Annotated in this window: 1 protein-coding gene and 1 pseudogene; both read left to right on the top strand. The window is 38.5% G+C overall.

Annotated elements, in window-relative coordinates; all coding sequences use genetic code 11:
• On the top strand, window positions 1–492 hold a 492-nt coding region (locus LOK41_RS28280), incomplete at its 5' end, for a poly-gamma-glutamate hydrolase family protein (protein WP_241819393.1).
• Window positions 493–501: 9 nt separating this feature from the next.
• Window positions 502–690 (top strand): annotated as a pseudogene (locus tag LOK41_RS28285) (IS6 family transposase); the annotation flags it as partial.
• Between the last annotated feature and the right edge of the window lie 228 nt (window positions 691–918).

Here is a 918-nt window from a genome sequence, read left to right on the forward strand (position 1 = left end):
TTAGCAATCCACGGTGGAAGGATTGAATCTGGAACGGACCAAATTGCAAAAAAAATTGCCCTAAGTGATTACAGTTACTACATATTTAATGCTAAAAAATATGAAGATTTAAATAACGATGAGCGAAATGATTTGCATCTAACTTCTACCCATTATGACGACCCAATAGCTCTGGGAATGACAGCACAAAAAAACAAAGTTATTTCTATCCATGGTGCGAAAGGAACAGAAAAACTAGTTTACATGGGTGGACTTGATGAGGAATTAAAGAAGAATATTTTGAGTAAATTGTCCGACGCAGGTTTCGGCATTGGGACTACACCTGACAATCTCGGAGGGACCGACCCGGAGAATATCGTAAATAAGGGTAAAAACCTAAAAGGCGTGCAACTGGAGCTTACCACTGCTTTGCGCGACGAGCTTACAAATGATAATTCCAAGATGGAAAAATTCAGTAATGCCATTCGGTCAGCGATAGCTGAGTCAAAGTGATGGTAATTTCGGTACAATTTAAGTTTTTGTGACTTCGTAGAAATGATGGGAGGGCAGAGACGATCTATCCCTCATACAACCATTATACGTTGGATACATCAGTATAGTTCTGAATTGGACAAGCGGATACGTCGTCAATTAAAGAAAGTTAATGATTCTTGGTGAGTCGATGAAACGTATATCAAGGTAAAATCGCAATGAATGTATCTCTATCGTGCGATAGATTCCAAAGGTAATATAGTTGATTTGGTTCTGGTGCAAAAATTAACGCCTCCAAAGCATCATAATGGGGTTCAGCTGGGATACATGTTTTTGGGGCATAGTCTCGTGCCCATCAAGCTAGGGTGTTTTTTCCTAAATCCCCGAAATAGGGGAATTAGCTTAATTCATTAAAAATTTATACATTATATCAAAAAGTACACCTTT

The organism is Bacillus sp. TL12 (genome assembly GCF_022625245.1).
Taxonomy (GTDB): Bacteria; Bacillota; Bacilli; order Bacillales; family Bacillaceae_G; genus Bacillus_A.